Here is a 22765-nt window from a genome sequence, read left to right on the forward strand (position 1 = left end):
TAGGGAACACGGTGGCGTGGCCCGGCGGACGCTCGTCGCGTCGGCCACCGCCGCGCTGGGCGCGGGGCTGGTGTCGGCGGGATGCGGCGCCGTGCAGGGCACGCGGGCCCGGCGCGGAACGGACCGGACCCGCGCCGGGCTCGTCCTCCGCCTTCCCCCGCCCACCGGGCCGTACCGGGACCGGATCGGGGTCGCCGCGCTCTATCTGGTCGACCGGTCGCGGCGCGACCCGTGGGAGGCGGGGATCGCCGTACGGGAGGTGATGGTCTCGGTGTTCTACCCGGCCCGTGACGTCGGCGCGGGTCATCCGGTCACGCATCCGGTCACGCATCCGGTCACGCATCCGGTCGCGCATCCGGTCGCGCATCCGGTCGCGCATCCGGTCGCACCGCAGATGAGCGGGGGCGCGGCGGAGGTGTTCCGGGCCGTCGACGTCGCCGTGCACCGGTTGCCGAAGAAGGGGGTGGACTGGGGTGCCACCCGGACCCATGCGCACACGGGCGCGCCCGCGGAGCCCGTACGCCGCCCCGTGCTGCTGTACACCCCGGGCGGCGGCGATGCGCGCACCCTCGGCACGGGGACGGCCGAGGAACTGGCGAGCCATGGCTATGTGGTCGTCACCGTCGATCACCCGGGGGACGCCGGTGAGGTCGAGTTCCCGGTGGCGAGGGCGGGGCGGGGGTTGGTCCGGCCCACCGTCTTCCGCGGGGATCCGCGGGCGCGGCCGCGGCAGTTCCGCACGATGATCGATGCCCGGATCGCGGACCTCCGGTTCGTACTGGACCAGTTGGCGGCGCTGGCGGCGGGGCGGAACCCGGACGCGGCGGGGCGCGCACTGCCCGCGGGCCTAGGGCGGGCGCTGGACCTGCGGCGGGTGGGCGTCTACGGGCATTCGGCGGGCGGCACCGCCGCGGCGCAGGTGATGGACGAGGACCGGCGTATCCGGGCGGCCGTGAACCTGGAGGGGTTCCTGGACCGTCCCTCGGATACGCCCGGCCGGGAGCCGGAGCCCTACCCCGTCGCCCGGCAGGGCGCGGACCGGCCGCTGCTCCTGCTCGGCAGCGAGCACTTCCCCGCCCGGAGGGAGCTGGAGCGGTCCTGGTCCGCCCTGCTCGCCCACGGGGGAGGAGGTACCCGGCGGGACCGGATCGACGGCGCCGCGCACTGGGTGTTCAGCGACTACGGCGCGCTGGCTCCGCAGTTGCAGGGCGCCGGGCTGATGCCGGCCGAGGACCGGAACGCGCTGGTCGGGGCAATCGATCCGGCCGTCTCGGTGCCCCGGGTGCGGCATCTGGTGCACGGGTTCTTCGCCCGCCACCTGCCGGTCCCAGGCCCCGGCCGCTGAGCCGCCCCACCGCCCCACCGCCCCGCCGCTAAGGCGCCCCGCCGCCCGGCCGAGTTGCCGCCCTCCTCCCGCGCCGAAACCATGGATCCGTGAGCGACGCACACGAGGCCGTCGAACCGCCCCGGGGTACGCACCAGGGGCGGAAACCGGAAGCGCCGCCGGCCCCGCCCCCGGAAGCGCAACCGGAGACGGCCATGGCGGCGGCCAAGGAAGCGCCCCCGCGGGCCCCCGGCTCCTACCTGCGGTTTCCGCATCTGCACGGGGATCTGCTCTGCTTCGCCGCCGAGGACGACCTGTGGGTGGCGCCGCTCGCGGCTGCGGGCGAGGAGCCGGGCCGGGCCTGGCGGCTGACCGTGGACCGGACCCGCGTCGGGCATCCCCGCTTCTCGCCCGACGGGCGGCACATCGCCTTCACCACCTGGCGCAGCCTCGACCCGGAGATCCATCTCGCGCCGGTCGAGGGCGGCCCGGCGCGGCGGCTGACGTACTGGGGCAGTACGGATGCCCGGGTGTGCGGATGGACGCCGCCGGACTACGACGGCGCACCGCACATCCTGGCCGTCTCGTCGCACGGGCAGCCGTTCTCGTACTACTCCTGGGCGTACAGCCTGCCGACGGACGGCAGTCCCGGTGGCCGGCTGCCCTGGGGGCCGGTCTCCGACATCGCGGTCGCGGATGTCGACGGGGAGCACAAAACGCTGCTGCTCAGCGGGAAGCCGCCGCACGAACCGGCCTCGTGGAAGCGCTACCGGGGCGGTGCGATGGGGCGGATGTGGCTCCAGGGCGCGCGGCTGGTGCCGGATGTGTGCGGGCATCTGGACTCGGTGATGTTCGTGGCCGGCCGGATCGCGTTCCTGTCCGACCACGAGGGCGTCGCGAATGTCTACTCCTGCCTGCCGGACAGCAGTGATCTGCGGCGGCACAGCGATCACGCCGACTTCTACGCGCGGCATGCCGCCACCGACGGCTCCCGCATCGTCTACCAGTGCGCAGGCGACCTCTGGCTGATCGACGATCTGAGCCCGGGGGCCCGGCCGCGCAAACTGGCGGTGAAGCTGGGCGGGCCGCGGGCCGGCCGGCGGCCGTACCAGGTACCGGCCGCCTCGCATGTGACCTCCCTGGCGGTGGACGCCACCGGGCGGGCCAGTGCGGTGGGGGTGCGCGGCAGCCTGTACTGGCTCACGCACCGTGACGGGCCCGCGCGGACGATCCACGATGTGCCGGGGGTCCGGGTCCGGCTGCCGGAGATGCTGGGCTCGACCGGGCGGATCGCCTATGTGACGGACGCCGAGGGCGACGATGCGCTTGAGATCTGCGATCTGCCGCGGGCCAGCGCCGCCCATACGCCGCTGCGGCTGGCGGTGGGGAAGCTGGGGCGGGTGCACGAGCTGGTCTCGTCCCCGGACGGGGAGCAGGTGGCGGTGGCCTCGCACGACGGGCGGCTGCTGCTGGTGGACGTCCAGCCGCCCGAGGACGCCGAGAAACCCGGCCCGCCCGGGGAGGTCACCGAGCTGATCGCCTCCCGCAACGGGCCGGTCCGCGATCTGGCCTTCTCCCCCGACTCCCGCTGGCTGACCTGGTCGCATCCGGGGATCGGCCGTTCGCTGCGGCAGATCAAGATGGCCCGGCTGGCCGACGGAACGGTCGTGGACGTCACCAACGGGCGCTTCGAGGACGAGCAGCCGGTGTTCACCCGGGACGGGCGCTACCTCGCGTTCCTCTCGTGGCGCGGCTTCGACCCGGTCTATGACGTACACACCGGGGATCTGTCCTTCCCCCTGGGCTGCCGTCCGCATCTGGTCCCGCTGTCCTCGGCCACCCCCTCCCCCTTCGCGCTGTCCCCGGAGGGGCGGCCGGCGGCGGGCGGGCTGGACCCGGCGGAGAATCCGCCGCTGGGGGAAGGGCCGGTGACGGTGGAGGTGGAGGGGCTGGAGAACCGGGTGACGCCGTTCCCGGTCGCCGCCTCCAAGTACTCCGCGCTGGAGCCGGTCGCCGGGGGCGGGCTGGTGTGGATGCGCTGGCCGATCTCCGGGGCGCTGGGGGAGACCTTCGCCAACCCCGCCGATGTGTCGGGGCGGCCCACCCTGGAGCACTTCGACCTGGTCAAGGCCCGGCGCAGCGAACTGTCCGGCTCCCTGGACTCGTTCGCGCTCAGCGGTGACGGCTCCCGGCTGGTCGTCAACGACGAGGGCGATCTGCGGGCCGTACCGGCGACCGAACTGCCCGATGCCGACTCGACGGTCTTCCTCGACCTGCGGCGGATCCTGCACGACGTCCAGCCGGGGTGGGAGTGGCGCCAGGCGTTCGACGAGGCGGGCCGGCTGATCCGGGCGTACTTCTGGGAGCCGCGGATGTGCGGTATCGACTGGGACGCGGTGCTGGCGCAGTACCGTCCGCTGGTCGAACGGGTCGCCGCCCCCGACGAGTTCGCCGATCTGCTGCGCGAGGTGCTGGGGGAGCTGGGCACCTCGCATGCGTATGTGGCGGGGGCGCGCAGGAACGAGGGGCCGCCGCACTACCAGCGGCCGATCGGGCTGCTGGGGGCCAATCTCTATCCCCGCGACGGGCGGTGGATCGTCCAGCGGATCCTGCCGGGTGAGTCCTCCGACCCCAAGGCCCGTTCCCCGCTGGCCGGTACGGGCATCCGCGAGGGCGCCGCGCTCACCCATGTGGACGGCCGGCCGGTCGATCCGGTGACGGGCCCGTATCCGCTGCTGGCGGCGGCCGGGGGCACCACCGTCGAGCTGACCTTCGTCCCGGCGGAAGGCGACGGCCCGGCGCGCCGGGTGGCCGTCGTCCCGCTGATCGACGAGCGGCCGCTGCGCTACCAGGACTGGGTCGCCAAACGGCGCGCCGTCGTACGGGAGTTGAGCGAAGGCCGATGCGGCTATCTGCACATCCCCGACATGGGCGGCTCGGGCTGGGCGCAGTTCAACCGCGATGTGCGCCGGGAGATGTCGATGCCCGCGCTGATCGTGGACGTACGGGGCAATGCGGGCGGCAACATCTCCGAGCTGGTCATAGAGAAGCTGACCCGCACCATCATGGGCTGGGACCTGACCCGCAACGCCCAGCCCGTCTCGTACACCAGCAACGCCCCGCGCGGGCCGGTGGTCGCGGTCGCCGACGAGATGACCTCCTCCGACGGCGACATGATCACCGCTGCGTTCAAACTCCAGGGCATCGGCCCGGTGGTGGGCATGCGCACCTGGGGCGGGGTGGTCGGGATGACCGGGCGGCACCGGCTCGCGGACGGGACGCAGATCACCGTGCCGATGAACGCGGCGTGGTTCCAGCTGTACGGGTGGGGCGTGGAGAACTACGGCGTCGAGGTGGACATCGAGGCGCTGCGGTCGCCGCTGCACTGGGCCGAGGGGCGCCATCCGCAGCTGGGCGTGGCGGTGCGCACCGCCCTGGAACTGCTGGAACGGCATCCGGCCGCGACCCCGCCGGACCTGTCGGACGTACCGGACCGTACGCGGCCGGAGCTGCCGCGGCGGGACGGGTGACGGCGCGGGGGCGGTGGCGGCCTGGAGCGGGTGGCGGCCCGGGGCAGGTGGCGGCCCGGGGCAGGTGATGGACCGGTGCCGGTGACCGCGCGCCGCCCCACCCCCGCCCCGCTACTTCGCGCCGATCAGGAACCGCTGCCCGTCCGCCCCGGTGCAGCGCTCGGCCTGCGCGAGGGCGCCGGAGGCGGTGGCCCGGCCGCCGTCGATGCCCAGGCAGCTGTCGGCGCCGTCCTCGGCGGTCAGCTCGATCCGGTACGCCGCCTTCCCGGCCGGTTCGATACGGAAGCGCTGGGTGGGCCCGGTCGCCGAGCAGTCGTCGTCGGGCTCCAGCAGCCCTTCGACGCCCAGCCCGCTCAGCAGGGCCAGGCAGCCACTGTCCGCGGTGCCGTCCCACTCGATGCGGTAGCGGTCCGGGCCCGCGGCCTTGAGGTAGGTGTGCGGCGGCACCGCCTGCGCGCAGGGCCGCTGGACGGCGACGGTGTGGACGGCGTGGGCGCGCCGTAACCGTTCGCCGGTCAGACACAGGCCGGGCGCCCGGAGCGGATGGATGCGGACCTCCCCGGCGGGCAGCGGCGGCGCGGTCTCCTGCGTCCCGGCGTCCGGGGCCGCGCCGTAGCCGATCAGCAGCCGTACGCCGAGGATGACCAGCGCGGCGGCGAGCGCGGCGGCCGCGGCCAGCAGGACGGGCCGGCGGCTCTTACGGTGCGAGGTGTGGGCCCGCGGCCGGACCGGGGCCGCGTCCTGGACCGGGTCCAGCCGCGCCACGTCCTCGATGCGCTGCCGCGCCGTCAGCCACTCGTGGACCTCGGCGTCGGTGCCCCCGCAGGCCCGTACGAACGCCTCGACCACCTCGGGCCGGGGCAGGGCCCGTCTACGCAGGAGGTCGGCGAGCGCACCGGGGGCGAGCCCCTCCCCCCATTGAGCCGACCACCACTCTATCTGATGCTCCGTCAATTCTGCGTGATCCATGAGCTGTTGCAGCATTCCGACGAATGCGGCGGCATCCATCGCCGCGCCGGGCCGCAACGCCCCCGATCCCCCCACAGTCCCCATGCGCGTCATTGAACCGCTACCCGGCGCACACGACAACGAGCTCTCCGCGATACGGCCAAACACCGCGCCGGCCTGGCCGAACAGCGACGGACCGTCGGGGACCGCGGGGGCCGCCCGCCCCCTACCGTTCCGCCCGCGCCTTCTCGTCCGCCTCCCCGCCCGCGCCGACCAGCCCGGTCCGCATCCCGTCCAGCCGGTCGTCGAAGCGCCGCATCTCACGCTGGCCCACCGACCCGATGACCGACGGCAGACAGCCGCGGACCGACTGCATCCCGCGCAGCCACCACTGCCCGTAGACATGCGCGGAACGGCGTTCGATGCCCGCGACGATCCGGTCGACGGCGGGGCCCAGCGGATAGGTCTTGTTGGACGGCCAGGGCAGCCGGGAACGCAGTTCGCGCATGATGTCGTCCTGGTCGGCGCCGCGCACCATATCCGTATCGGTCCAGCTCAGATAGCCGACGCCGACCCGTACGCCCTTGTGGCCGACCTCGGCGCGCAGGCTGTGCGCGAACGCCTCGACGCCCGACTTGGACGCGCAGTACGCGGTCATCATCGGCGCCGGGGTGATCGCGGCGAGCGAGGCGATCTGGAGGAAGTAGCCGCGGGACTCCATCAGGACGGGCAGGAAGGCGCGGCCGGTGACCGCGCCGCCTATCAGGTTGACCTCGATGACCCGCTTCCATGCCACCGGGTCGGAGTCGACGAACGGGCCGCCGGTCGCCACCCCGGCGTTGGCGACGACCGCATCGACCTTCCCGAAACGCTCCTTGACCTCGTCCGCGACCCGGGCCATCGCCTCGTGGTCGGTGACATCGGCGTGCCAGTGGTGGGCCGGGCCGTGCAGCGCGGCGGCCACCTTCTTCAGCTCGTCCGGCTCCAGCCCGACCAGCGCCAAGGTCGCACCGCGCGCCGACAGTTTGCGGGCCAGCAGCGCACCGACCCCGCGGGCCGCCCCGGTCACCACGACGACCTGTCCGTCCAGGCTCCTGCTTCGACTCATGCGGACTTCTTCTCCTTCGGCTGCCGCTTGCCCCGGGAGGCGGGGGCGCGGGTGGTCAGGTGGTCGCGGACGAGTTCGCGCAGCCGGCCGGCGACCGCGCCGGGGTCCTCGATGGGCGTCATATGGCCCAGGCCGGGCAGCTCGGTGATGCCACGGCAGTCGGGGAGCACGGCGCCGAGCCGGCGGGCGTGCACGAAGGGGGTGAGGCGGTCGGCGGTGCCCGCGACGATGGCGGTGGGCAGCTCCAGCCGGGCCACCGAGCCGGTCAGTTCGAGGGCGGCCAGCATCCGGCCCCAGTGGGACCGTACGCCGGTCGGGCAGGCGTGCACGATGCGCGCACATGCCTCGATCTGGTCGGCGCTCGCGCCGGGGCCCATGGTGGCGTACCGCAGCGCCCATTTGGCGACCGGTGAGACGGGGCCGAGCGGGGCGCGCGAGTGCAGCATCAGCCGGTGGGCGCGGCGCCTGCCCTGCGGGGTGCGCAGCGGGAACACCCGGGATTCCGCGGCCAGTTGGGCGCTTCCCGTACTGCACAGCAGCGCCGCGGCGGCCCGTTCGCGCAGCTCGGGCCGTTCGGCGGCGGCCATGATCGTCATACCGCCCATGGAGTGCCCGCCGACCACGACCCGCTCCCCCGCCGTCAGCGTCGCCTCCAGTACGGCAACGAGGTCGTCGGCCAGGGCCCGGGTGGTGTACGCATCGGCGGCGACGGCGGGGCTGCGGCCGTGTCCCCGCTGGTCGTAGACGACCACCCGGTGGTCGGCGGCGAGGTCGCGGACGACCGGGGCCCAGAAGGCGGTCGAGCAGGTCCAGCCGTGGGCGAGGACGACGGCGGGGGCGCCGTCGGGACCATGGGTCTCGGCGTAGAGGCGGGAGCCGTCGGCGGAGGTGACGGTGGTCGTCGTACGGGGCACCGGCGGCGCGTAGGGGCCGCTGGTCACGTGTCCGGGTCGGCGGTTCATGCCAAAACCTCGCTTCGCTCGGCCCGGCATTCGCCAGGTGTGCACCTCTCGACGATGACCTCGCTGCGCTCGCTCATGCCGTCACCTCCGCGGGCGCGGTAACGGACCGGACGGGCGTCGCGCCGGGGTCCGGGGGCCGCAGCACCTCGTACTCGGCCAGATCCACCTGCCGGGTCACCCGCCGGAACTCCGCCGTCGTTCCCGGCCAGGCGGTCGTGTTGCGGCCGTTGGCGTCGAGATACCAGCTGTCGCAGCCGCCGGTGTTCCACACCGTGCGCTCCATCCGCCGCTGGATCATCCGCGTCCAGCCCTGGACCGCCTCCGGCCGGGCGCTCAGCGCGATCCGGCCGCCCAGCACGTCGAGCTGGCGCAGGAAATCGGCCAGGTAGTTCAGCTGGGACTCGATGATCAGGATCATCGAGCTGTTCCCGAGGCCGGTGTTGGGCCCGATGATCGTGAGGAAGTTGGGGAAGCCGGCCGCGGTCGCGCCACGCAGCGCCTCCATACCGTCCTTCCACTCCTCGGCGAGCGTGGTGCCGTAGGCGCCGGTCACCCGCTGCGCGATGGGCATATCGGTGACGTGGAAGCCGGTGCCGAAGATGATCGCGTCGGCCTCGGTCTCCGTACCGTCCGAGGCCACCAGCGTGCTGCCGCGGACCTCCTTCAGCCCGGACGACACCAGATCCACATTGGGCCGGGCGAGCGCCGGGTACCAGCTGTTGGACAGCAGGATGCGTTTGCAGCCGATGCGGTAGTCGGGGGTGAGCCGGGCGCGCATCTCCGGGTCCTTGATCGCCTTGCGCATATGGGCCGCGGCGAGGCTCTCGATCAGGCCGAGCTCCTTGGGCCGCTTGGTGAACGCGCTGACCTGTAGTTCGCGGATGCCCCACAGCACCTGGCGGCGCAGCGCCCGGGTCGCGGGGATCCGGGTGTGCAGCCAGCGCTCCACGCCGGTGATCCTGCGGTCGGCGCGCGGCATGACCCAGGGGGGTGTGCGCTGGAAGACGGTGAGCCGGCCGACGTCGGGCTGGATGGCCGGCACGATCTGGATCGCCGACGCCCCGGTGCCGATCATGGCGACCCGCTTGCCCCGCAGGTCGTAGTCGTGGTCCCAGCGCGCGGAGTGGAAGACCTTGCCGGGAAAGGCGTCCAGCCCCGGCACATCGGGCAGCTTCGGGTCCGACAGCGGCCCGGTGGCCGAGACCACCACGTCCGCGGTCAGCGCCCCGCGCGCCGTCTCGATCTCCCAGCGCAGCGCCTGGGCGTCCCACCGCAGACCGCGCACCTCGGAGCGAAGGCGCAGATGCGGCCGCAGCCCGAACGTGTCCGTCACCCGCTCCAGATACGCCCGTATGTGCGCCTGCCCGGAGAAGTTCCGCGGCCACTCCGGATTGGGCGCGAAGGAGAACGAGTACAGGTGGGACGGCACATCACAGGCGCATCCCGGATAACTGTTGTCCCGCCAGGTGCCGCCCACCGCATCGGCCCGCTCCAGCACCACGAAGTCGGTGATCCCCTCGCGGCGCAGCCGCACGGCCGCCCCGAGCCCACCGAACCCCGATCCGATCACCGCCACCCGTACGTGTTCCCGCGCCCGCTGCCGCTCACGCTCGCGCTCGGCCATCCCGCCGCCTCCCGAGTTCGACGTCCACTGTGGCCCTCGCGCCCCTTGCATCGACCATGCCAGCAATCACTGGCGCGATTGGCTGATAGGGAGCGTAGGGCAGCCGCGTACCGAGCGGTAGGGGTCGGACGGCGGGAAGTTACCGGCGGTCGCACTTCACCCCTGAGGGGCCGCCCCGGCATAGGGTGAACGGGTGGCAGCGAACGAGAACGACGCGGCGGACGAGCGCGGCACCAGGAGCGGGGACGAGTCCGGCACACCCGGCCCCGCCCGCGAGTTCCGCATGGCCGAGCTGGCCAAGGAGGCCGGCATCACGGTCCGCACGCTGCGCTTCTACCGCGAACGCAAACTCATCCCGCCACCCCGCCGCGAAGGCCGTATCGCCTGGTACAACGAACACCACCTCGCCCGCCTGCGCACCATAGGCGCCCTGCTGGAACGCGGTCACACCCTCGGCGGCATCGGCGAACTCCTCGCCGCCTTCGAGAGCGGCCGCGACGTCGGCGAACTCCTCGGCCTGGACGCCCCCCTCGTCCCCCCGTGGTCGGAGGAAACCCCGGTCCGCCTCACCCCCGAGGAACTGGCCGACCACTTCCGCGACGACATCACCCCCGAGAACCTCACCGCCTCCCTCGACATCGGCTATCTCGCCGTCGACGGCGACGAGTTCGTGCACATCAGCCGCCGCCTCCTGGACGCCTCCACGGAACTGGTCAACAAGGGCGTCCCGCTGGCCGCCGTCCTGGAGGCGGGCCGCCAGGTCCGCGCCCACGCCGACGCCCTCGCCGACCTCTTCACCGCCCTGATCCGCACCCACGTCCTCGCCGACGTCCTCCCCGCCACCCCCACCGACCGGCCCCCCACCCCGCAGGACGTCGGCCGCATCGCCGACACCATCGACAAACTCCGCCCCCTGCCCAAGGGCGTCGTCGAGGCCGAACTCTCCATGGCCATGGACCGCCGCATCCGCAGAGAAATCGAGCAGTGGCTACGGGCGTGCGGGGACGAGGAAGACGGGGAGGGGGGCTGAGGGGGCGGGCCGGGGAGCCTCACCTGCCTCACACGGTCCAGGCTTCGGCCGGATCGTCCAACCACGCGGATTGCCCTTCTGCTGTCACAGTGAGCCCGAACCGCTCGCATCCCGGCTTGCCTTTCCCCTCCCACCATCGGTAGGCGGCTTCCGCCTCATCCCACAGCCGGCGGGGCCCGGACTGCCAGACGCGGGCCACATCTCCCTCACGGAACCAGGCGCACGCCCAAGAGCGATCGGTCATGCCGTAGAACCACACCGGCCGCCCACCGTCGCGCTTCTCGGCCACGACATGCAGACAATGCGGCACGCGAAGACCAAGGGCGAACCGTTGGGGGCTGAACCGGCCCGCAACGAACTCGGTCTCTGTGATCGTCGTAGACGTCTCGTCCCCGTCGGCCACACTTCCTGACACGTACTCCGAATGCGCCGCAGGGGACAGCCGTTGGGCCCGAAGCTTCATGAACTCCACAGGCCCGGTGAACGTCCCGCACGCACTCTTGCCGTCGGGAGCAACGGTCAGCCGTGCCACCGCGTCACCGTTGCTGAAGTGCGTCCCCCAAGGGGCCACGATGATGCCCCCCGGTCGACACTGCTCGATCCACGCGAAGGGGAGGGACCGGAGCCCACACGTGGCGATCACCCGGTCATGGGGCGCCCCGTCCGGATATCCCTGGAATCCGTCGCCATGAACAACCCGGATACGGAGGCCGAGCCGGTCGGCCGTTGCCCGGGCAGTCGCCGCCAGTGCCGCATCCACTTCGATGGTGACGACGTTGTCCGGGCCCGCACGGTGCGCCATGAGAGCGGCGTTCCAGCAGGTAGCAGTGCCGATCTCCAACACCTTGTGGCCGTACCGTAGTTCCAGATCCTGGAGCATCCGGAACACGACGGAGGGCATGGACGCGGAGCTGGTGGAAGACCTCCCCGGATCGGTGCCCGTGTGGTTTCCGTCGTCCCATTGCGTGACGATCGGCACGTCGGAATCCGCGTACCCGTACCAGGCGCCAGGATCCTCCGACTTGGAGACCGGCACACTCCGCCCGGCCTCCATATCGAATGGCCACATCACATCGGGCAGGAAGTCGGAGCGCGGCACGGCCGCATACGCCGGTGCCCAATCCGCAGAAAGGGCACCGGCAGACATCAGGACGCGCCCCAGCTCCGTACGGCCGGGGCGCTCCTTGTACGCGTCGGTGGCCACTGATCAGGCAGCCTTGGGCGGGTTGGGCACGCCGGGGCCGCCGTCCGGGGTCGGGGCCGGGTGCGGGCCCGGGTAGGGCTCTCCCGGAAGCTTGTCCCCACCGTCGGTCCAAAGAACTGCGTTCATGCTTCCTCCTCTTGAAGCTTCCGGCACAGAGCCTTTCCCTGTGCCGTCGATAGCGCGACGAGAGTCCTGGTGGTGTCGTGACAGACCAGCGTTACCCCATGGTCGTCACAGCGGTACATCCAGCTGCGCACCTGCGTGATCTCATGCGCTCCGCGAGGGCACCGCATGTGCCGCTCAGGCACGATGACCACACCCGTGGTTCCTGATGCGCTGGCTCGCCACGACGGCAGCAGCGAACTTCCGAAGTTTCCGGGCCTCGTAGCGCTCCTCGTCCAGCGCGTTGCACTCGGAACAGCCCGGAACCGGGTCGGGGATGAGATCGGCGTACGGCTCGCTGAGGACAACGGGGCGTTCCGGGTAACGGTTGCCGCTCACCGCCGCGTTGCCTTCTTTAGCGCCATCGCCATGGGAGCCCTCCTTGCTCTCTGTAGCGCTTCCACTACCGGGATGGCTCAGCGTGGCCTAGAGTCAGAGGGCATTCAACCTGTCATTTGCAGACGGATGGACGGTGAACGCCCTTTGAATCGCAACGAGTTGAATCCCGATGCCTCCCCTCAGGCAGCCTATGGAGCGCGTTTACGCAGTCTGCGAGAGGCACGTGGCTGGACTCAGGAGGACCTGGCCGAACGCGCGGAATATTCCAGCGTGCATGTTTCAGCCGTCGAAAATGGTCGGAAGCCTCCGACTCTCCGGTTCTCGCGTAGCGTGGACCGCGTCTTCGGCCTTGAGGGCACGGCAGAATCGTTCGAACGCAAGTACCGCGAGATCAAACACGGCAGCCTGCTGGAGGGCTTCCCGGAGTACGTCGGGTACGAGGGTCGGGCAGTAGAGATCCGGCTGTACACCATTGGGATCATCCCGGGCTTGCTTCAGACACCGGAGTACGCACGTGTGCTGGTGGATAGCGCCGTGCGGCGGGGTGCCATCACACCCGAACAGGCGGATGAACGTGTCGCGTTTCTGGCGGAGCGTCAGGCGGTGCTGGAGCGGCCCCGGCCACCCATGGTGTTTGTGACCCTGGACGAAAGCTGTATTCGTCGGCCGGTCGGCGGCTCCACTGTCATGGACGCACAGTTGGCGCAGCTGGTCGAGTTTGCCGACCTGCCGAACACGCTGTTGCAGGTGGCACCGTACGAGATAGGGGAGCGCCGCACGCTCAACCTGCCCGTCAACCTCTTGACGCTGCCGGACCGGTCCCTGGTTTGCTACGCCGAATCCCAGGCTCAAGGAAACCTGGACCGGGAAAGTGCTTCTGTGGTGCCCGTGCTGACGGCATACCATCAATTGCAGGCCGAAGCGTTGTCGCAGGCGGCATCCGTAGCCATGATCGAGCAAGCACGAAAGGGCACCCCGTGATAGCCGACTCTCCCCGCTGGTTCAAATCCTCCTACAGCGACAACGGCGGCGACTGCATCGAGGTCGCCGCAAACCTCATCACCACGCGCGGCGTGGTCCCCGTCCGCGACAGCAAGAACCCTCACGGCCCGGCACTCGCGATTGCGCCGTCGGCTTGGTCCTCGTTCGTATCGGCCGCAAAGACCGGCGAGTTCGGCGCCGTCTGATCCGCCCCGCCGCTCAGACAGGCGAGCCCCCGCCACTGCCGACGGAGGCTCGCCTGGGCGTCAGGCGTTCCGCCGGAAGAACGCTCGCACCTTCATGATGCCGCGGTAGCCCAGGTAGCCGAAGAAACCGAAGAAGACGACGAGGACAAGGATCGCCTCCCACCACGGCATCTTGCCGTGGGAGCCGGTGCCCGTCCCGTAGCTGTGGTGACTCGTCCCGAAGCCGTGGTGACTCGTTCCGAAGCCGAAGTGACTCGTCCCGGAACTGTGGTGACTCGTCCCGGAGCTGTGGCCGCCCTTGAAGACGAGTCCCACCTTGCTGACGCGGCCGTTCGACGGCGCCGCATACGCGGCCGTGGCCGGTGCGGCCCCGAGCAGGGCAGCAAGCAGCAGAAGGACGGTGGCGGAACGCATGAAGAAAAGACCCCCTGAATGACGGCGAACCACGGTCGCCATGTGCACGGCAATGCACGCTAGGGCATCCGGTGATGCACGCGCCACAGACACCCACCGTGCGAGACCCGCAGGAAATCCGTTCCTCACCAGTCCTTCACCGGCGGTGCCCGCGCAGGCCGTCCGGAGCCTTACCGTTCACCCGGAGTCCTACAGGTCGAACACCGCGGTGACCGGCGCATGATCGCTCCACCGCTGGTCATAGCTGTCCGCCCGCTCCACGTACGCCTTCACCGCCCGCCGCGCCAGGCCCGGCGTGGCCATTTGGTAGTCGATACGCCACCCTGCGTCGTTGTCGAAGGCCCGGCCCCGGTAGGACCACCAGGAATACGGGCCCTCGGTGTCCGGGTGGAGGGCGCGGACGACGTCCACGTACCCGCCGCGTTCCTCGGCCAGGACATCGGTCAGCCAGGCGCGTTCCTCCGGGAGGAAGCCGGACTTCTTCTGGTTGGCCTTCCAGTTCTTGAGGTCGGCTTCCTGGTGGGCGATGTTCCAGTCGCCGCAGACCACGACCTCGCGGCCGTCCGCCGCGGAGCGTTTGCGCAGGTCGACGAGGTAGGGGAGGAACTCCGCCAGGAAGCGCTCCTTCTCGTCCTGCCGCTCGGTGCCGACCTCGCCGGAAGGCAGGTAGAGGCTGGCGACGGTCACGCCGGGCAGGTCGGCCTCGACGTAGCGCCCGCTGTCGTCGAATTCCGCCGAGCCGAAGCCCACCCGCACACGGTCCGGCCGCCGCCGGGTGTAGAGGGAGACGCCGGCCCGGCCCTTGGCGGCGGCCGGGGCGTGCACCGTGTGCCAGCCCTCGGGGTCGCGTACCTCGTCGGGCAGCTGCGCGGTCTCGGCCCGTACCTCCTGGAGGCAGAGCACGTCGGCCCCGGTCTCCGCCAGCCACGGGACGAAGCCCTTCTTGGCCGCGGCACGCAGCCCGTTCACATTCACAGTCGTCACGGTGAGCACCGGGGCACGATACCCATCCCGCCCGCCGCCCCCGAACCCCGTCTCATGCCGCGCCGCCGCTCCCCCGTACGCTTGCGCGAATGGAGACACGGGAGACATCCGCGATACGCCCCGTCGACATACACCCCGTCCGCTACGACCACCCGGACGCGGTCACGCTCGACGCGCTGGTGCAGCAGGAGTACGCCCGCCGCTACGGGGACGGCGACATCACCCCGCTCGATCCGGGGATGTTCCTCCCGCCGCACGGTCTGTATCTGATCGCTTACGAGGGGGACCGGCCGCTGGCCACCGGCGGCTGGCGGGCGCAGGAGGACGCCGCCGAGGGATACGCGGCCGGTGACGCCGAAATAAAGCGGATGTTCGTGCTCCCGGAGGCGCGCGGGCGCGGGCTGGCCCGGAAGATCCTCGCCGCCCTGGAGGCGGATGCGCGGGCCGCGGGGCGGTCCCGCATGGTGCTGGAGACCGGCACCAAGCAGCCCGAGGCGCTGGAGCTGTACGCGTCCAGCGGCTATGTGCCGGTGACGAAGTTCGGGCTGTACCGGACCTACGACGACAGTCGCTGCCTGGCAAAGCCGCTGGTAGGAGGGCTCCCACCCGCTTGACCCTCACCCGACGTCAGGCCGCACTCTGATCGACGGCGGGGACATCGGGCCCCGGGCCGTACGGGAGGGAAGGGCGCTGCGATGGGCTACTCGGTCGGACAGGTCGCCGGCTTCGCAGGGGTCACGGTGCGTACCCTGCACCACTACGACAAGGCGGGCCTGCTCTCCCCGAGCGACCGCAGCCCGGCCGGCTACCGCCTCTACGGTGACGCCGACCTCGCCCGGCTCCAGCAGATCCTCTTCTACCGGGAACTCGGCTTCCCCCTCGACGAGATCGCCACCATCCTGGAGGACCCCCAGGCCAACGCCCTGGACCAGCTGCGCGCCCGGCACCGCCTGCTGACCGAGCAGATCACCAAGCTCCAGCGGCTGGTCGAGGTCGCCGAGCAGGCGATGGAGGTCCAGCAGACGGGTGTGCGGCTGACTCCCGAGGAACGGTTCGAGGTCTTCGGCGAGATCGCCTTCGATCTCAGCTACGCCACCGAGGCGCAGCTGAAGTGGCGGCACAGCGAGGGGCATCAGCGCTCCATGGCACGGGCCGCGACGCACTCGAAGGAGGACTGGGCGCAGATCATGGCCGAGGCCGCCGCGTGGCGGCAGCGGCTGACCGCCGCGTTCGATGCGGGGGAGCCGGCGGACGGCGAGCGCGCCATGGACCTCGCCGAGGAACACCGCCGGCACATCTCCCGCTGGTTCACGCCGTGCCCCACCGCCATGCATGGCCGCATCGCCGACGACTTCGCCGCCGACCCCCGCGCCTTCGCCCTGGTGGTCCCGCCGAGCGAACAGCGCCCGGCCCTCGCCGCGTACCTGCGGACGGCGGTCCACGCCAACGCCGTACGGCAGGCGGACGCGAGCGGCGAGAGCTGACCGGCTCTCTTCCCCGCGGGCCACCCCCATCACCTCGACCTCCGAGCAGGAGATGACATAGTCATGCCAAAAATCCTGATCACCGCCGCCGGCTCCTACGGCGACATCGCCCCGTACACCGGCGTCGGCGCCCGCCTCCGCGCCGCCGGACACGAGGTCGCCCTCGCCACCCACGACGCCTACGCCCCTCTCGTACGGGCCGCGGGCCTGGAATTCCGTCCCCTCCCGGCCGACCCCCGCACCGCCCGACCCACCGCGGGCCAGGAGCCCGGCCAAGAGGAGCGCGGCCGGCAGGAGCCTGCCCGGCAAACGCCCCCCACCGGCGGCAACCGGGCCCTGATGCGCCAGGCCGCTGCCTTCATCCACCGCCTCGGCGACGGGCTCGCCGAGGCGGTGCGCCCGGACACCGAACTCCTGCTCCTCTCCGCCACCACGGCCCCGCTCGGCCGCCAGATCGCCGAGGCGATGGGCATCCCGTCGCTGGACCTGCCCCTCGTCCCCAACGCCCCCACCGGCGACTTCGCCCCCGTCGTCAGCGGTGGGCGCTCCCTGGGCCGCTGGGGCAACCGCACCGCCGGCCGCCTCGCCCTGCGCGTCATCGACCGCCTCTACGCCGAGGCGACCCGCGACCTCCGCGCCCACCTCGGGCTGCCGCCCGCCTCCCGGCGTACGGTCCGCCGCCGCACCGAGGCGGCCGCGCCACCCGTTCTCCACGGCTTCAGCGAGGTCCTGGTCCCGCGCCCCGCCGACTGGCGCCCCGGCCTGGAGGTCGTGGGGAACTGGTGGCCCCACCACTCCCCCGACGCGCAACTTCCCTCCGTCGTGGAGGACTTCCTCGCTTCCGGCCCGCCGCCGGTCCTCATCGGCTTCGGCAGCATGGCCTCCGGCGAGGGCGAACGGCTGGGCTCCCTGGCCGTACGGGCGCTGCGCCGCGCCAAGGTCCGCGGCATCCTCCAGTCCGGCTGGGCGCAGCTGGCCGCGGAACCGGCCGACGGCGACATCCTCACCATCGGCGCGGTCCCGCACGCCCTGCTGCACCCGCGGATGGCCGCGGTGGTCCACCACTGCGGCGCGGGTACCGCCGCCGCGGGCCTGCGTGCCGGGGTGCCCACGGTGCCCGTCCCCGTCACCGCCGATCAGCCCTTCTGGGCCGCCCGCCTCACCGCCCTCGGCGCCGCAACCGCCCCGATCCCCTTCGGGGACCTCGCCTCCCCCGACGCCGAGAGCCGCCTCGCCCAAGCCCTCACCCGGGCCACCACCGACCCCGCCCTCCGTGCGCACGCCACCCGGGCCGCCCACCGCCTCGCCGCCGAAGACGGCGCCGGTGCGGTCGTCGCCGCGGTGGGCCGCCTGGCGCCCTGACACCACCGCGCCCCGGCGGTCATCCCGACGGCCGGGCGTACCGGATTCCTCCCTTCCGGGAGGCTTTATCGGCCAATCCTGAAGGCATTTACGGAAAGCCGACCGAGCGGTCGGCAGGTAATTGCGAGAGCACTGCGGGCCAGAAAAGCGGAATCCCTTATACCGTTTCGATGGGCGGGCCACCCGGAATCCCCCGCGAGGCGGTACGCATGCCAACGGTACGGCGGAGACGGCGGGAATTTGCAGCGTGGCCACATGGTTGTCACAGCGCCGTTAGATCGACGCAAAGACTTCGCAGCAGACCGCCACCGACCAGGACACCGCAGGTCACTGGGGGTACGCGGACACCGGAGAGAGGGACGGGAAATGTGCTTGCGCGTCCGCGACAACTCAGTGAGTCTTATTGCCGCCGGCGTCAACAGGTATTTCGCCGCACAGAGTTACCCGAGTTCTCAGAGGAATCCCAAGGTGGACATGAAGGAACGACCGCCCTCCGGAACGGAATCCGGCAGCGCGCCCGGGATGCACGCGTTCCCGGCCTCCTCCCGTTTAGGGGAGCGCTGATGGCACAGCCCACCCAGGATGCGAACGAGAAGACCACAACGGCATCCGCGCAGCGGCCGGAGCCCGCCGCGCAGCATCGGCGGCGCACCATGACGCTGCTGACGACCAGTCAGATGCTGTACTACTTCGGCATCAGCATCGACCTGACCCTCACCGGCCTGGTCGGCCTCAAGCTGGCCCCCGTGCCCGCGCTCGCCACACTGCCGTTCGCGCTCATCAGCGTCGGCTCCTGGTGCGCCACCTATCCCGCGTCCGCCTTCATGAGGCGCTACGGACGCAAGGCCGGCTTCCTCGTCGGCTCCGGCGCCGCGATGCTCGGCGGCCTCGCCTCGGTCACCGCCCTGTATACCCAGCAGTTCGTGCTGTTCTGCTGCGGCATCGCCTGCATCGGCGTCTACCAGGCGTTCGCCGGCTACTACCGCTACGCGGCGGCCGACATCCACCCGCCCGAGCAGCGCGGCAAGGCCATCTCGACCGTGCTGTCCGGCGGTGTGATCGCGGCGGTCATCGGGCCGTTCCTGGCGACCACCGTGAAGGACGTCCTGCCGGTCGAGTTCGCCGGCTCCTATGCGCTGGTCACCGTGCTCGCGCTGATCTCCCTCGGCGTGCTGTCGCTGCTGACGGCGGACGGCCCCGCCGCCCCGGCACCGGCCACGGCCGGACCCGAGCCCGAGGAGAGCCGCGCAGCGCGCACCCTCAAGGAGATCGCCCGGCAGCCGGTCTTCCTCGCGGGTGCCGTCGGCTCGTGCGTGGGCTATTTCGTCATGTCGTCCCTGATGACCGCCGCCCCCCTGGCCGCGGTCCGCGCCGGGCACACCGTCCACGACGGCGCGCAGGTCATCCAGTGGCACATGGTCGGCATGTACGCCACCGCCTTCGTGTCCGGACGGCTCACCAAGAAGATCGGGGCGGGCTGGACGCTGCTGATCGGCGGCGCCATCAGCGCGCTGGGCACGGCCGTCGCGATGGCCGGTCCGTCCCATATGAACTTCATGATCGCCCTGGGCCTGATCGGCGTGGGCTGGAACCTGATGTACGTCTCCGGCTCCGCGCTCGTCGCCAACTCCTACCGCCCGCAGGAACGTTCCGTCATCCAGGGCGTCGGGGAGATCTTCACCCTGGGCGGATCCGCGGTCGGCTCGCTGAGCGCCGGGCCGGTGCTGGACGCCCTGGGCTGGACTCCGATGAACGCCGCTCTGCTCGCTCCGATCGCGCTCAGCGCCCTGATCACCCTCGGCTACCTGCTCCGCTCCCGCACCACCCGGCGCGGATAGCGGCCAACCGCCCGCGCCCGCCGAGCACGGCGACCGACGAGCACGGCGACCACCGAGCACGGCGACCACCGGGCAACACGACCACCGACCCGTACGCAGCCGACCACTCCGTACGCCGACCCATACGCACGTCGACCCATCTGCAAGCCAACCCATACGTACGCCGACCCATACGTACGCACATCAACGGGGGATCAGCATGTCCTTAACCTCGCACACCGGTGCCTTAACGACCGGGCCCGCCCAGTCCGCAGCGGCCCTCATCGGCGCGCAGCGCGCCCTGTCGGAGCGAGATCTCCACGAGGAGCAGCGCAAAAGCCAGATATCCGACGGCCATCGGCTGATCAGGAATGTGCGCCGGCATCCGTTCGCCCTCTACTCCCAGGGGGAGTTCGCCACCAAGGCGGTGGGCATGGACGCCGACTACTGGCTGGATTTCGTCCTGCCGACGCTGCGCGCCAATGTGTCCCGCGCGGCGGCGGGCAAGGTCGACGCCGCCCTGGCCCGGGCCCGCAAACGGCACGGCGAGTACGGGACGGCCCGGCCGGGGGCGCCCGAGGTGATCGCCGAGGCGCTGTTCGACACCAAGTGGTTCCGGACCAAGAAGGACCATCTCACCCGCGCCGAACTGCGCGACCGCATAAGGGACGTGATCGCCCGGGGAGAGCCCGTCCAGCTGGTCTTCCCCGTCTTCTCCCGCAAGCCGTACTCCCCCGTCAAGAACCGCGGCGTCGCACCGGACACCGCCGAACTGCACTCGCTGGCCCGCTGCGCGGCGCTCGCGCACGTCATCGACGTCCTCAGCCCCACCGGCGGCCGGTTCACCCTCCTCGCCGACGGCCGCAAGTACAACAGGGCCTGCCGCACCCCGGACGCGGTCGTCGAGGACTACCAGAGCACCCTGCGCGACTGGATCGGCGAACTCGGCGCGAGCGACGTGCTGCACGTCGCCGACTACGAGGAGTGGCTGCGCGACGGCCTGAGCGCCGACCTCTTCCAGGCCCGCCAACAGCACTACGCCACCTGGGAGAAGCGGCTGCTGACCAGTTACGGGGAGCTGTTCGACCCGGAGGACCCGCGGTCCTGGCTGGCCGGCCTCGCCGACCACGACGAGATCGGCAGCCAGCTCGTCCACACCTTCTGGTCCATCGCCACCTCGGCGAACTACGAGGCGTTCGCCACGGCGCGCGACGAACACGGCGGCTGGCCGGACGCGGCCCGGCGCGCGTACGCCTACTACGTCGCCTCGCTGCCCAGGAGGCTCTCCCGCCACCGGGGACGTCCCGACATGGGCCTGGCCGCGGGTGCCGGATACGACGTGACGACCCTGCACCGGACGCTGCGCCGCGAAGCCTGGCATGCCGCGTGCCGCTACGTGGCCATCTCACTGGCCGACCGGGACCTGAACCTGATCCGCCAACTCGCCCCCGACTCCGTCAAGTTGACGATCCACGGCAAGCCCGGCGAGCTGCATCTGGTCACCGCCACCTCCAAGGACGCCAATATGACCGCCCAGCACTCCACGGGCGGCTACAGCATCTCCGGGGGACAGGCCAAGCCGACCTACACCTACCTGATCGACCGGGAGGCCCGCGGCGAGATCCCGGTGCTCATCAAGGGCACACCCCGGCACGGCAGCGACCCGCGCCACCGGGCCCTGGCCCGGCTGGAGGCCACCGGGCAGCCCCTCGCCTACGTCGACGATGCCGAGCCGGTGCTCCGCCACACCCTGCACCGGATGCTGGAAAGGACCGAGGTATGACCACCACCACTCCCGAACGCATCGTCAGCGACAGCGGCCTTCCCGCACTGCTGCGCAACGACCCCGACGCGGCGCTGCGCACGCCCTACGGCCTCGCGCCCGGCTCCGGCCCGCTACTGGACCCGGCGACGCTCCGGGACCAGATCCTTCCGCGCTGGCGGGAGGGGGTGGACCGGCAGGTCAAGGCGCTGGTCAAACGGGCCCGCAGCACACTGGAGACGCTCTCCGGCGACGCCCTGTACAGCAGGCTGGACGACCCGCTGCACCGGCGCGCCGCCCTGATCGCCGAACTGTTCCGCACCCATACGGTGGTCAAGAACGCCGGCCGGCTCGACGTCCGCACGCTCCAGCAGTCCCTGGCCGGGGCGCTGGAAGCCGGGGGGCCGCTCCGCTTCGAGATCGCCTGGGGCCAGGTCAAGCGCGGTCTGGCCGGGCTGAAGACGGCGGGCCCGTATGCCGATCTCGCCGAGGCCCTGGCCATCGGGCGGCTGACCGCCCTCATGCGGGCCGCGGGCCAGTTACTCGACGGCGAGGTGCGGCTGACGGTCCTGACCGGCGGCACCCGCTTCCAGGACGCGCTGCTGACCCGCCCCGAGCAGCTGGCGGCGTACGACGCGCAGCGGCAGGCCGTCGCGGACGCGCTCGGGGCCTCCGGCACGGTCGTCTTCGGCGACTTCGTGGCCGCGCGAACCGACGCGGACCGTACGGCGTGGCAGGAGATCTACCAACGCACCCTCGCCGCGACGAGCGACGAGGAGATCACGGCGCGGCTGCACACGGTGGCGTTCAACGTCGACTGGGACACCGTCCTCACCCAGGCCGCGGACGGCGCCGCTCCGCACGGGGTGGCCCTGCCGGACCGCCTCACCGCATGGCTGGCCGGCGCCCCCGCCGAACGCGGCCCGTTCCTGATCCGCGCCGCCACCACCTGCCTGGTCAACCCCGGCCTCCAGCAGCACTGGGAGCAGCAACTGGCCGACACCGAGGACGGCGAGGACCTCCTGGAGGACGCCATCGACTTCTTCGCCCACATCGCGTGGGAGGCCACCCGCCGCTATGCGGCGATCCACGCCGCGGACCGGGAGGCGGCGACCGGCGGGACCACCGGGGCCGGCGCGACCACCGGGACCGACACAACCACCGATGCACCTTCCGCGGGCGGGGAAGCCGCCCCGGCTCGCGCGATCCGGCTGACCGTGCACGAGAAACGCGACCGCCCCGCCATGCCGGCCCTGGCGATCCTGGGCATGCGCGCCCCCGGCCTGCTGCCCCAGCACCTCGCCGCGCACCTGGCCGACGGCGGCCGTACGGAGGTCGGCACCATGGCCGAACTCCATTCCCAACTCCCCTCGGCGCTCCCCGTCCACCTGACGGACGAAGCAGCGGCACACCCGGTCTTCGACTGGCTGGCGGGCACCGGACAGCCCCTGTGCCTGGTCTCCCCCGACACGGACTGGCAACGCTCCCTGGCCCTCGCCCTCGACCCCGAGCAGGGATGAGGGG

At 71.8% G+C, this 22765-nt stretch carries 20 protein-coding genes; 11 read left to right on the forward strand and 9 right to left on the reverse strand.

The window, feature by feature from the left end; all coding sequences use genetic code 11:
- Window positions 1-16 precede the first annotated feature (16 nt).
- Window positions 17-1345, forward strand: a complete 1329-nt coding sequence (locus tag SNA_RS04520; RefSeq protein ID WP_052808876.1) for an alpha/beta hydrolase family protein — start codon at window positions 17-19, stop codon at window positions 1343-1345.
- Between the two features lie 194 nt (window positions 1346-1539).
- On the forward strand, window positions 1540-4854 hold the full coding sequence (locus SNA_RS04525) for a S41 family peptidase (protein WP_044363382.1): 3315 nt from the start codon (window positions 1540-1542) through the stop codon (window positions 4852-4854).
- A 111-nt stretch (window positions 4855-4965) separates the two neighbouring features.
- On the opposite strand, the gene SNA_RS04530 is transcribed toward SNA_RS04525, so the two are convergent.
- The 4 genes from SNA_RS04530 to SNA_RS04545 form a co-directional block, all read right to left on the reverse strand.
- A complete protein-coding gene (locus SNA_RS04530) occupies window positions 4966-5907 on the reverse strand; it encodes an RICIN domain-containing protein (protein ID WP_157879861.1) in 942 nt (313 codons plus the stop codon).
- 121 nt (window positions 5908-6028) lie between these two features.
- A complete protein-coding gene (locus SNA_RS04535; RefSeq protein ID WP_030066957.1) occupies window positions 6029-6910 on the reverse strand; it encodes an SDR family oxidoreductase in 882 nt (293 codons plus the stop codon).
- Window positions 6907-7872, reverse strand: a complete 966-nt coding sequence (locus SNA_RS04540; RefSeq protein ID WP_044363386.1) for an alpha/beta fold hydrolase — start codon at window positions 7870-7872, stop codon at window positions 6907-6909. The genes SNA_RS04535 and SNA_RS04540 overlap by 4 nt, the downstream gene beginning before the upstream one ends.
- Window positions 7873-7945: 73 nt before the next feature.
- Complete coding sequence (locus SNA_RS04545; RefSeq protein WP_044363389.1) at window positions 7946-9496, reverse strand: flavin-containing monooxygenase; 1551 nt, start codon at window positions 9494-9496, stop codon at window positions 7946-7948.
- 283 nt (window positions 9497-9779) lie between these two features.
- On the opposite strand from SNA_RS04545, the gene SNA_RS04550 reads away from it, so the two are divergent.
- On the forward strand, window positions 9780-10526 hold the full coding sequence (locus tag SNA_RS04550; protein WP_030066961.1) for a MerR family transcriptional regulator: 747 nt from the start codon (window positions 9780-9782) through the stop codon (window positions 10524-10526).
- A 28-nt stretch (window positions 10527-10554) separates the two neighbouring features.
- On the opposite strand, the gene SNA_RS04555 is transcribed toward SNA_RS04550, so the two are convergent.
- The 3 genes from SNA_RS04555 to SNA_RS42095 form a co-directional block, all read right to left on the reverse strand.
- Window positions 10555-11730: a methyltransferase domain-containing protein gene (locus SNA_RS04555; protein ID WP_030066962.1), complete on the reverse strand. Its 1176-nt coding sequence runs from the start codon at window positions 11728-11730 to the stop codon at window positions 10555-10557.
- A 3-nt stretch (window positions 11731-11733) separates the two neighbouring features.
- Window positions 11734-11856, reverse strand: a complete 123-nt coding sequence (locus SNA_RS44640) for a hypothetical protein (protein WP_275041983.1) — start codon at window positions 11854-11856, stop codon at window positions 11734-11736.
- Window positions 11857-12030: 174 nt separating this feature from the next.
- Window positions 12031-12231: a hypothetical protein gene (locus SNA_RS42095; RefSeq protein WP_030066963.1), complete on the reverse strand. Its 201-nt coding sequence runs from the start codon at window positions 12229-12231 to the stop codon at window positions 12031-12033.
- Between the two features lie 144 nt (window positions 12232-12375).
- Here SNA_RS42095 and SNA_RS04560 point away from each other — a divergent pair, with 144 nt between their 5' ends.
- A complete protein-coding gene (locus tag SNA_RS04560; RefSeq protein WP_044363391.1) occupies window positions 12376-13212 on the forward strand; it encodes a helix-turn-helix domain-containing protein in 837 nt (278 codons plus the stop codon).
- Window positions 13209-13418 (forward strand): DUF397 domain-containing protein, encoded by a 210-nt coding sequence (locus tag SNA_RS04565; RefSeq protein WP_104531906.1) that lies wholly within the window; start codon window positions 13209-13211, stop codon window positions 13416-13418. The genes SNA_RS04560 and SNA_RS04565 overlap by 4 nt, the downstream gene beginning before the upstream one ends.
- A gap of 60 nt (window positions 13419-13478) precedes the next feature.
- Here SNA_RS04565 and SNA_RS04570 read toward each other — a convergent pair whose 3' ends face one another.
- Together SNA_RS04570 and SNA_RS04575 are read right to left on the reverse strand one after the other, a co-directional pair.
- The gene (locus tag SNA_RS04570) at window positions 13479-13832 is read right to left on the reverse strand and encodes a hypothetical protein (RefSeq protein ID WP_030066966.1); all 354 of its coding nucleotides are present in this window, start codon (window positions 13830-13832) and stop codon (window positions 13479-13481) included.
- 189 nt (window positions 13833-14021) lie between these two features.
- Window positions 14022-14825: an exodeoxyribonuclease III gene (locus SNA_RS04575; protein WP_030066967.1), complete on the reverse strand. Its 804-nt coding sequence runs from the start codon at window positions 14823-14825 to the stop codon at window positions 14022-14024.
- 80 nt (window positions 14826-14905) lie between these two features.
- Between SNA_RS04575 and SNA_RS04580 the strand changes: the two genes are divergently transcribed.
- From SNA_RS04580 to SNA_RS42100, 6 genes are all read left to right on the forward strand, one after another.
- On the forward strand, window positions 14906-15430 hold the full coding sequence (locus SNA_RS04580; RefSeq protein WP_030066968.1) for a GNAT family N-acetyltransferase: 525 nt from the start codon (window positions 14906-14908) through the stop codon (window positions 15428-15430).
- 81 nt (window positions 15431-15511) lie between these two features.
- Window positions 15512-16300, forward strand: a complete 789-nt coding sequence (locus SNA_RS04585; RefSeq protein WP_044363394.1) for a MerR family transcriptional regulator — start codon at window positions 15512-15514, stop codon at window positions 16298-16300.
- Between the two features lie 63 nt (window positions 16301-16363).
- Window positions 16364-17662, forward strand: coding sequence for a glycosyltransferase (locus SNA_RS04590; protein ID WP_030066971.1), 1299 nt, complete (start codon window positions 16364-16366; stop codon window positions 17660-17662).
- Window positions 17663-18225: 563 nt separating this feature from the next.
- Window positions 18226-19500, forward strand: a complete 1275-nt coding sequence (locus SNA_RS04595; RefSeq protein WP_030066972.1) for an MFS transporter — start codon at window positions 18226-18228, stop codon at window positions 19498-19500.
- A gap of 199 nt (window positions 19501-19699) precedes the next feature.
- On the forward strand, window positions 19700-21262 hold the full coding sequence (locus tag SNA_RS04600; protein ID WP_078969677.1) for an L-tyrosine/L-tryptophan isonitrile synthase family protein: 1563 nt from the start codon (window positions 19700-19702) through the stop codon (window positions 21260-21262).
- The gene (locus tag SNA_RS42100) at window positions 21259-22761 is read left to right on the forward strand and encodes a hypothetical protein (RefSeq protein WP_044363396.1); all 1503 of its coding nucleotides are present in this window, start codon (window positions 21259-21261) and stop codon (window positions 22759-22761) included. The genes SNA_RS04600 and SNA_RS42100 overlap by 4 nt, the downstream gene beginning before the upstream one ends.
- Window positions 22762-22765: the final 4 nt, after the last annotated feature.

Origin of the sequence: Streptomyces natalensis ATCC 27448 (genome assembly GCF_000935125.1) — a bacterium.
In the GTDB taxonomy this organism is placed as follows: domain Bacteria; phylum Actinomycetota; class Actinomycetes; order Streptomycetales; family Streptomycetaceae; genus Streptomyces; species Streptomyces natalensis.